7 protein-coding genes and 1 pseudogene are annotated in these 8,396 nt (G+C 73.5%); 4 read left to right on the forward strand and 4 right to left on the reverse strand.

The genetic code is table 11. The annotated features are described in order from the left end of the window. Positions 1–19 precede the first annotated feature (19 nt). Together HEQ75_RS10935 and HEQ75_RS10940 are read right to left on the reverse strand one after the other, a co-directional pair. Positions 20–1,294, reverse strand: coding sequence for a glycosyltransferase (locus HEQ75_RS10935; protein ID WP_168030262.1), 1,275 nt, complete (start codon positions 1,292–1,294; stop codon positions 20–22). Continuing rightward, positions 1,287–2,804: a hypothetical protein gene (locus HEQ75_RS10940; RefSeq protein ID WP_168030264.1), complete on the reverse strand. Its 1,518-nt coding sequence runs from the start codon at positions 2,802–2,804 to the stop codon at positions 1,287–1,289. The genes HEQ75_RS10935 and HEQ75_RS10940 overlap by 8 nt, the downstream gene beginning before the upstream one ends. A gap of 215 nt (positions 2,805–3,019) precedes the next feature. Between HEQ75_RS10940 and HEQ75_RS10945 the strand changes: the two genes are divergently transcribed. Further along, the gene (locus HEQ75_RS10945) at positions 3,020–3,877 is read left to right on the forward strand and encodes a polysaccharide pyruvyl transferase family protein (protein ID WP_168030266.1); all 858 of its coding nucleotides are present in this window, start codon (positions 3,020–3,022) and stop codon (positions 3,875–3,877) included. Positions 3,878–3,941: 64 nt separating this feature from the next. Next, a complete protein-coding gene (locus HEQ75_RS10950; protein WP_168030268.1) occupies positions 3,942–4,823 on the forward strand; it encodes a beta-1,6-N-acetylglucosaminyltransferase in 882 nt (293 codons plus the stop codon). Between the two features lie 60 nt (positions 4,824–4,883). Here HEQ75_RS10950 and cysQ read toward each other — a convergent pair whose 3' ends face one another. Beyond that, positions 4,884–5,672, reverse strand: a complete 789-nt coding sequence (gene cysQ, locus HEQ75_RS10955; RefSeq protein WP_168030270.1) for a 3'(2'),5'-bisphosphate nucleotidase CysQ — start codon at positions 5,670–5,672, stop codon at positions 4,884–4,886. 234 nt (positions 5,673–5,906) lie between these two features. On the opposite strand from cysQ, the gene HEQ75_RS10960 reads away from it, so the two are divergent. Beyond that, positions 5,907–6,704: a sulfotransferase family 2 domain-containing protein gene (locus HEQ75_RS10960; RefSeq protein ID WP_168030273.1), complete on the forward strand. Its 798-nt coding sequence runs from the start codon at positions 5,907–5,909 to the stop codon at positions 6,702–6,704. Between the two features lie 106 nt (positions 6,705–6,810). Then, on the forward strand, positions 6,811–7,635 hold the full coding sequence (locus HEQ75_RS10965) for a hypothetical protein (protein WP_168030275.1): 825 nt from the start codon (positions 6,811–6,813) through the stop codon (positions 7,633–7,635). A 44-nt stretch (positions 7,636–7,679) separates the two neighbouring features. Here HEQ75_RS10965 and HEQ75_RS10970 read toward each other — a convergent pair. After that, positions 7,680–8,396 (reverse strand): annotated as a pseudogene (locus HEQ75_RS10970) (hypothetical protein); the annotation flags it as partial.

Below are 8,396 nucleotides of genomic sequence, written 5' to 3' on the forward strand. Positions count from 1 at the left end.
CCGACAGGCCGCGCTCACGTCACTCCGCCGCGCCGGCCAGCCTGGGCGGGCGCGGCGCATAGGCGGCGTCCAGCGCCGCCAGGAATTCCTCCCGGCCCATCACGTCCCGCACGCTGGCGCCGAGTGCCGCCCGCACCTCCGGCCGCGCCGCCTGGTTCATCACCCGGGCCAGGTCCACCGGCGCGGCGCGCTTGAAATGCAGCCCGTCCACATCCCGCAACACCTTCTCCGCCATGCCGCCGATGTCGGAGACGATCAGCGGCGTGCCGGCGCGCCGTGCCTCCTGGATCACCACCGGCGAATTCTCCCACCAGATGGAGGGCACCACCACCCAGCCGACGCTGCGCATCAACTCCACCGCGTCCAGCGGGTCGTAGCGGCCGGCGAAGGTCAGGCTGGGGCCGGCGGCCTCGATCATCGGCTCCAGCGTCGGGAACAGGCGCAGCGCATCCTCCCGCTCCGCGCCGAAGATGGTCAGCACGATATCCGGGTTGCCGCGCAGCGCCATGGGCAGCGCGCGCAGCAACACGTCCAGCCCCTTGAAGCTGGTCGGCTGGCCGAAGAACCCGAAGCGGGAGGCCATGGCCGCCGGGTCCCCCGGGATGCGGGGTTGCGCCAGCATGGCGTCGCCCAGGTAGTTCTCGATCACCGGGTCGCGCGGCGTGGTCAGGCCCCAGTCGCGGTAGCGGTCGCGGATGAAGTCGCTGGGGTGGATCACGCTGTCGAAGCGCGACAGCACCGCCATCAGCGTCGCCTTGCGATAGGCGAAGCGCTCCAGCGTCTGGTCGGGGAAGCAGGCCAGGCAGCGCAGTGGCGATTCGCGCCGGCACAATTCGCGCGACCGCGTCTTCACCATCTGGCCATGATGCAAGCAGATCGCCAGCATCTCGTGCAGCGTCAGCACGAAGCGTGCATCCGGCCTTGCTTCCATCAGCGCGTCGATCAGGTCGACGCCCAGCCGCCAGTAGTGGTGGAAGTGATAGACCTCGCAATCGAGACCGGCCAGGAACTGCACCAGCGTGTCGCGCCGGAACGGATCCTCCCAGGCCAGCCGGTCCTCCGTCATGCCGGCGAAGGAGAACACGTATTCATCGGCGCCGAAGGGCACCACCGTCTCCATCGGCCGCGTCTCGGCATAGAGGCTGCCGACCTCGCAGGCGCCGACGAAGGTCACCCGGCGGCCGGCCGCGCGCATCGCCTCGAACTGCCGCCATGCCGCCAGCTCGCCGCCGCCCTTGGAGAAATCGGGATGCGAATGGACGACGATGCAGACGCCGCCCCGGGTCTCAGCCATGCGCACCAGCTCCGGCGGCCCAGAGCCGCGCCAGATGTTCGTTCACCGCCGCCGCGGCATGCGGGCTGGACCAGCCGCGCTGCACCGGCTGGAAGCCACCCGTGCCCGGCGCCGCGCGGCGCTGCCGCAGCAGCCGGGCCAGCGTGTCCGCCAGCGCCGTCTCCGCCCCCGCCGTGGCGTGCAGCGCCAGCAGCAGCGCCAGCTCCGGCGCGCCGAGACTCTGGGCGAAGGCATCCTCCGGCCGGTTGCGGCCCACCGCCTCGGCGAAGCCGGCGGCATCCACCGCCAGGATGCCGGCGCGGCCGGCTGCCTCCCGCAGGGCCGCCAGCGCCTCCGCCCCCAGCAGCACCGGCAGGCGGCCGCGCCGCAGGAAGGGCTGCGCCACCTCCTCCGCTGCCTCGCCCAGGATCAGCAGCTGCTCGCAGCGCCGCTCGAACTCCGCCGCCGTCACCTGGAACAGCCGTGCGGCGAGGGCTTCGTCGGCGCCCAGCAGCAGGCCGATGCGCGGCAGGCGATCCGCCCCCGCCGGGCCCGGCGCCACCGCCAGCGAGGCCAGGGTGGGCAGGAAGCTCGCCTCCCGCCAGGCGATCACCTGGCGCAGCACGGCCAGGCCGGCACTGGTGGCGGCCTCCGCGAAGGGCGCGGCGCGGCAGATCGCGTCCAGGAAATCCGGCGTCGCGGCCGGGCGGGGGCGGGCGCGCAGATGCAGCCTTTCACCCGCGGCCGGCTGCACCATCGCCACCAGCTCCATCGCCACCAGCCGGTCCAGCCAGGCAGGGTCGAAGCGGCCATAGGCGACCAGGGCCTGGGGCAGCAGGCTGGTCCGCATCGGCGGCAGCGGCACCGCCACGGCGCGGGCGCCGCCCAGGCCCAGCAACGCCACCTCCAGCCGCGCCTCCGGCGGCAGCGGCGCGCCGGCACGCAGCACCACCAGCAGCTCCCCGGCGGCGGAGGTCAGCACCTCCAGCTCCTCTAGCGGCGGCGCGCCCTCCACGGCGCGGCCGCGCACCGCCGGCAGCCGGGCCAGCACCTCCGCGAAGGCGCCGAAGGGCGGCGCGCCGGCCTGCAGCAGGGCGTCCAGCTCCGGGTTGGCGCCGGCGTCGCGCAGCAGGGCGAAGGCCGCCTCCGGCGCTTCGGCCAGCGCCCGCGGCAGGTCGCCCGGCAAATCGGTGTCGCGCAGCCGGCTGCGCCGCAGCGCCGGCCCGGTGGCGAGCCTCACCTCCGGCGCGGTGGCCGGGCCGGAGGGCCCGGCCGAGTTGCCTTCGGCGGCTTCAGGCTCTGCCAGCAGCAGGACGAAGCCATGCGCCACCGCGTCGGGCCCGGCCGCCAGGTTCGACCGCGGGTGGAAGCCGCAATGCAGGATGGGGAGGGCGATCTCGCCGGCCTGGACCGAGAGCTCGGCGGCTTCGCCGGCCCGGGCGATCGCCCAGCCCAGCGCCAGCACGCGCCGTCCCGGCAGCTCCGCCACGCAATCCAGGCCCAGTTGCAGCGTCTCATCCGCGACGGCCAAGCGGCAGCCTCCTGTCCCCGGGCCGTGCGGCCCGCCCGCGGCCTCTGAAACGTGCTAAGCGGCGGCGAGTCAACCGGAGCCGATGCCGTCGCCCGGCCGATTGCCTATCGCCGCGCCGGCAGGATAAAGGGATAGCCTTTCCGCGTCGCGCCGGGACCCTTCCCGGCGTGGCGCGCGGGCCCGCCGGACGGGCCTGAACCCAGATTGGACCCGGAATGACCCTGCCCTACCACCGGATGCTCGTCGAGGAGGTGCTCCGCCCGTTGCGGAACCGCTCGGTCTGTTTCCTGCCGAATTCGGGCAATGCGGGCGATTCGCTGATCAACCTGGCCACGCTGCACTGCTTTGACCGGCTCGGCATCCGGTTCGAGGCGGTGGGCGTCGGCGCCAACGTCGCCGGGCGGACGGTGCTGCTGGGCGGCGGCGGCAACTTCATCCCGGCCTATGCCACGATTCGCAATGCCTTCACCGATTTCCTCGACAAGGCGAAGGAGATCATCCTGCTGCCGCACACGGTGCGCGGCAACGAGGATTTGCTGGCGCGGATGGGCCGGAACGTGACGTTGATCTGCCGCGACGTCGAAAGCTATCAGCACGCGGCGACCCATGCGGCGCAGGCGCTGGTCCTGCTGGGCCATGACATGGCCTTCCACACCGACCTGCCGCGCCTGCTCGATTCGACCGAGGCGGCCGCCAGCTACCAGCCCGCCTTCGTGGAGGCGCTGGAGAAGGCCAAGGTCGACCTGCCCGCGCTGCAGCGCAAGGCGCGGGTCTTCTATGCCCGGCACGACGGCGAAAGCGCCGGGCGTATCGGCGGCGCGGACGCCGACATCTCGCAGATCTTCGCCTTCGGCACCTGGCCGGGCAAGGCGCAGGGTGCCGCCTGGGCGCTGCTGGAAATGATCCGCACCTCCCCGCCGATCGAGACGGACCGGCTGCATGTCGGCATCGGCGCCGCCCTGCTGGGCAAGGACTGCGTCCTGCACGACAACAACTATGGGAAGAATGCGGGGGTTTGGCGGCACAGCCTTCGTCACCATTTCCCGCATGTCGCCTTCAAGGCGAAGACCTGAACGCAATGAACCAGGTGCGGCGCGGCTGCCCCAGGGCGTCGGCCCCCAGGGGAGGAATCACGGCTTGAAGCGCAACGCCTTTCTGGTGCTGGCGCATCGTGCGCCGGCGCTGTGCCGGCGCCTGATCGGCCGGCTGCGGCCGATGGGCGACGTCTATCTCCATGTCGACCAGAAGGTGGCGGCCGAACCCTTCGCCCCGCCGCCGGAGGACGTGGCCGAGGGGCTGGGCGAGGTTTTTCTGGCCAACCGCCGCGCCGATATCCGCTGGGGTTCCTTCGCCATGGTCCAGGCGACGCTGGACCTGCTGGAGGATGCGCAGCACGCCGAGCCCTATGCGCGCTTCACGCTGCTGTCCGGCGACAGCTACCCGGTGCAGCCGGATGCCGCCATCCACGCCATGCTGTCCGGCGACCGCGACCACATCAGCGCCGCCGATACCTCGCGCGACGAGCGTCGCAGCCGGATCGAGCGGGTCTATGCCCCGGATACCTTCATCGGCCAGATCAAGGCGCCCTTCCATGAGCGCCACCTGCGGCCGGAGGATTGGCCGGCTTTGGAGCAGGCCATGCGCCTGTTGCCGGAACGCGAGGCCTTCATCCGCCGCACCGGCTATTTCATCGGCAGCCAGTGGTGGTCGCTGACCGGCCGCTCGGTGGAGGCGATCCGGGCCTATCTGCACGAGAACCCGGCCTTCGCCATGCATTTCCGCTATTCCAGCATCCCGGACGAGGCGTTCTTCCAGACCGCCTACATGGCCGCGGCGCCCGATGCGACGAAGCGCGTCAACAGCCCGGTGCACGCGAAATGGGATTCCATCCCGCGCCCCTTCGAATACACGCATGCTGAGGAACTGCCGCTGCTGCTGGGGCTGAAGCAGCCCTTCGCCCGCAAATTCGGCGACAGTTCCTTCCCGCTGCTGGACCTGCTGGACGCGCGGGCGGCCTGACCGGCCGCGCCCGAGGCCCCTCAACCCGCGCCGCAGGCCCTCAGTCCGCGCCCCAGGCCCTCAATCCGCGCCCCAGGCGACGAACCCCCCGTTGCGGAATCCCGCCGCGGTCTTGCCGTAGCGGAATGGCGCGCCCGCTGGCGTCACCACCCGGCCGCCGGCGGCTTCCAGCACCGCCTGGCCCGCCGCGGTGTCCCATTCCATGGTCGGGCCGAAGCGCGGATAGACATCCGCCACCCCCTCCGCCAGCAGGCAGAACTTCAGCGAGGACCCGATCGCCCGGTGCTCGCCGATCGGCAGCCCGGCCAGGAAGGCCTCCGTCTCCGCATCCAGGTGCGACCGGCTGGCCACCGCGGTCCAGTCCGCCGCCGGGCGTGGCCGGGCGCGGATCGGCCGCCAGGCGGCGCGGGCCGGATCGGCGCCGGGCGGCAACGCCGCCATCGCGGCGCCCAGCCCCACCGCGCCGCGCCAGATCCGCCCCAGCGCCGGCGCATAGACCACGCCGCAGACCGGCCGCCCATCCTCCACCAGCGCGATGTTCACCGTGAACTCCCCGGACGGCCCGAGGAATTCGCGCGTGCCATCCAGCGGATCCACCAGGATGAAGCGGCTGCCGGCGGGCGGCACCGGGCGGTCCGCATCCTCCTCCGACACCACGGCGATGCCCGGCGCGGCGGCGGGCAGGCCGGCGGCGATCACCGCCTCTGCCGCCAGATCGGCCTCGGTCAGCGGCGAGCCATCCTGCTTGGCGGAGACGTCGTGCGGCCGGGCGCGGATCTCGACGATGCGCGCCCCGGCCTCGGCGGCGATGGCGGCGAAGCGGGCCAGCAGGCCGGCGGGTTCGGTCATCGGCGTGGCATCATGGCTGGCGGTCCCCCGATCTGGCCGGCCGCGCTGCCTTGCGCGGGCGCGCCTGCCTTGCCGGCCGCAGGGTTGTCATGGGATAGCCGGGCGGGCAAGCCGGTGGAGGGGCGGATCTTTTCCATGCACGAGGATGCCTGCGACGTGCCCGGCCGGCCCCCCCAGCATTCCCGCGGGAGGCGCGCCCTGGGGCGCCCGGGGCCAGGCTAGCGGAAGCCGATCATGCCGCCCCTGGACCTGCTTTTCGCCGGCCGGATCGAGGCCTATCTGCGCGCCGCCTCGCTGCTGCCCGGACCCTGCATCTTCGTCCACGTGCCGAAGACCGCCGGCACCTCGCTGCGCGCTGAACTGGCCGCGCTGCTGCCGCCCGACGCGAACATCTATGTCGACTACACGGACACCACCCGCAGCTTCCATGCGCGGCTGGACGATGCGGTGGCGCGCTTCCTGGCGCAGGCCGCGCCGCGCGGCATCCGCTTTGCCTCCGGCCACATCCAGGGCCGCCATGTGGCGCAGATCGCGCAGGCCCTGCCGGGCGCGCGCTTCATCACCTTCCTGCGCGATCCGGTGGCGCGCGTGGTGTCGGATTACCGCCACCAGCGGTCGCCGCGGCATCCGGGGCACGAGGCCTTCCGGGCCCGGGTGCCGACGCTCGACGCCTATCTCGACCAGCCGGGGGAGCGGGAGAAGGCGGCGCTGCACCTGCTGCCCTGGGACCTGCTGCGCGAGGGGGACGCCGCCGCCTGCATCGCCCATCTGCACCAGCACTATGCCTGCGTCGGGGTGCAGGAGATGTACGACCTGTCCTTCCGCCTGGTCGCCGCCCTGGCCGGGGCGCCGCGGGCGCCGCGACTGCGCGCCAATGTCGCCGATGATTCGGATGGCGGCCTGAGCGTGACACCGGCGCAGGCGGCCCGCATCCGCGCCCTCAACCCCATCGACCTGGCCCTGTGGCAGCATGTCTCGGACGGGCTGCGCGGCGTGCAGGGCCGCCTGACCAACGCGCTGGTGCCGGCCTGAGCGTGCGTGATTCACCCCGGATCCCATTGAGGGGAACCCGCGGCTGCCGGAGGCCCGACGCGCCGAGTGACGCGCAGCTTCCTTCACCCATGCTGAGGCCGCGCCGGTGACGCCGCTGCAATTGCTGTTCGCGGGGCAGTTCGATGCCTGGGCGGCGGCGCTCGGCGGGCCGCCGCCACTGTGGCTGTTCGTGCATGTGCCGAAGACGGCCGGATCCTCCCTGGCGGCGGAGTTGGCGCAGGACTGGGCGCCCTATCGCAGCCTGCACATCGACCATCTGGACCGCAGCCGCCCCGCCCTGGCGCGCTACGACACGGTGGTGGAACAGGCGCTGGAGGCCTGGCGCGCCGCGCCCTTCCGCTTCGCCTCCGGCCATGTGCAGCAACGCCACGTGGCGCGGCTGGCCCAGGGCATCCCCGGGGTGCGGCTGTTCACCATGCTGCGCGAGCCGGGTGCGCGGCTGGTCTCGGACTATCTCTACCAACGGTCCGAGATGCACCCGCTGGCCGAGGAGGTGCGCCGCCGCATCCCGGATTTCGACGCCTTCCTGGACCTGCCCGGCCAGCGCAACCGGGCCGCGCGCCACCTGGTGCCGAAGCCGATCGTGGATGCCGGCGACGCCGCGGCGGCGATCGCGCATGTGGAGGCGCATTTCGCCTTCCTCGGCCTGCAGGAGATCTATGACACCGGCTTCCGGGCGCTGACCTTCCTGGCCGGGCGGGTGCGCCCGCCGGCGGCGCGGCTGCGGGTGAACAGCGCCGCGGCGGCGGAGCGGGCGGAGATCGGCGCCCGCCTGGCCGATCCGGCGCTGGCCCAGCGCATCGCCGCGCGCAATGCGCTGGATCTGGCGATCCATCGGCATTTCGCGGCGCGCTGGGCGGCGATCGCCGCGCCGCTGGAGGAATGGCTGGCGGCGGCGTGGCCGGGCTGAGAGGCCGTCCCGCCCGCGGCCTTCAGCCGTCCCGCCCGCGTCCTTCAGCCGACCCGCCCGGTCGGGCGCGGCGGCTCCGGCCGGCTGGCCTCCACCGCCGCGGCCATGGCGCGGCCACGCTCGGCCCAGGCCTCCTGCTCTTCCGCCGGCAGCGCGGCCAGGCGGGCGGCGCGGCGGGCCAGGGTGGGCAGCACCTCCAGCAGCGCCGCCAGCATGGCGCGGTCGCCGAGGCCGGGCAGCTTGGCCATCGCCGCCGCCGTCGCCTGCGTCTCCAGCCGCCAGAACGGGCCGAACTGGTCGGTGCCACCCTCCGGCCAGGTCTCGAACATCGCCGGCCAGCCCCTGATGCGCCGGAATTCCAGCCCCACCGTGCCGCGCCGGTCGAACAGCTTCAGCCGAACCTCCTTCCACACCCCCGCCGCCGCCACCAGGCCGGTGAGGCCCATGTCCAGATGGCGGTAGCTGCCATCGGCGTTGGCGGTGTGCTGGTACAGCTTCAGGTCGCGGAAGTCGGCGCTGCCGGTGATCCCGCCCGGCGCCGCCTCCGGCCCCAGCGTCGCGGCGGGGGCGGAGAGCATCATCGGGGCCGGCGCCGGGGCGGGGGGCAGCGGCGGCGCGCCGGCCTCGGCCACCGGCATGGGCGGTGGCGCTGGCGACGGGTTGGCGGCGAGGGCGGCCAGCGCCACCTCCGCCAGCGAGGGCTCCGCTGCCACAGGCTCCGCCGGCGCGGCGGGCAGCGGCGCGGGCATCGGGGCGCCGGG

Source organism: Falsiroseomonas selenitidurans (assembly GCF_012103215.1).
Classification (GTDB): domain Bacteria; phylum Pseudomonadota; class Alphaproteobacteria; order Acetobacterales; family Acetobacteraceae; genus Falsiroseomonas; species Falsiroseomonas selenitidurans.